1 protein-coding gene is annotated in these 1177 nt (G+C 27.8%); it reads left to right on the forward strand.

The annotated features are described in order from the left end of the window. Positions 1 to 392 precede the first annotated feature (392 nt). Entirely contained in the window at positions 393 to 803 is a 411-nt protein-coding gene (locus HU235_RS15380; RefSeq protein ID WP_174880766.1) for a hypothetical protein, read from the forward strand. Positions 804 to 1177 lie beyond the last annotated feature (374 nt).

Here is a 1177-nt window from a genome sequence, read left to right on the forward strand (position 1 = left end):
CTATAAGACATTATAGAAAATTGTGTGCTTTTTTATTGAGTAAGAAGCTAGATAAAATATTTTTTAGAAATTGATGAGTTAGTTTTGATTTCTACGGAGTTAGTGGTATCAAGACTTCTTGGATTCCCTAAGAGGAAATATAGCTATTTTTTATTTAAATTGATTATGTCACACCTTTAAGTTTTTTTAAACAAAAATATATAATCATATCAAAAATATTGAAATGTTGTCAATACTTTATCTAGCACCTATACCCTTAAACTAAACAGTTATTAAAAGTATTATGGAATGGCAATTTTGATAACATAGTTGTTCATGATAATGGAAAATGGGAAGTAAATGTTGAAGAGATTGATGGTGAAATTAAGCTTGAGTACAAAGACCTCCATGAATTGTCAAAAACAGAAGCTCTTGTTCAATTGGCGAATCTCACTGCTAAGCTCCTTTTAAAGACTGATTATGAGTATGCTCAACTAGTTAAAGAGAGCTATGATTTTGAATATAAACTTTGGTTACAAAATGAAGAGAGTTATAAGGAGGACTGTGAAGAAGAAGGTATTAAGCGTGAAGAGGGAAATTTTGAATATAATTATTATCCTTCTTTGATAGATAGGTTAGATGATCCTTATTTTGATTACCTTTTTGACTTACTATCTGAATTTAAACGCAATTTTAAAATGGAGACAGGTTTAGATATTGAAAATGAAACTGAAGATGAATTTGAAGAGGATTTAAGCAAACATTTAACTAAACCTTCTTTTATTTCTTATAATATAATTATATTGGGCATGCTTCTATATTAAAGGAGAGAGTTATAAGGATAGACAATATCTAAATGAAGAACATCCATTATTCGATAAAGTAAAAACACAATTTAATGAATTACACAATAAGGCAGTAAGCCTTGCAAAAAAAGATGTTAGAGCTGATGTAAAGGAATTTTTAGATTGCTATTATCAAATGAAATTTTAGTCAATTGTAAACCAAATAAAATAGGAGTTTTATATAGAAGTAATCATAATTAACATATTGGAGGTTTATAGTGGAAAGAGAAAAATTAATCAAATTCATTGAAGAATTATCTGATGATCAATACGAGCAATTTTACTGTGTAATTTCAAATTTTGCGAATAAAGTGTAAGGAACTGATCGGATGAAATTTGAAGAAGTAATGGAG

This window comes from Metabacillus niabensis (genome assembly GCF_902829255.1).
Classification (GTDB): Bacteria; Bacillota; Bacilli; order Bacillales; family Bacillaceae; genus Metabacillus; species Metabacillus niabensis.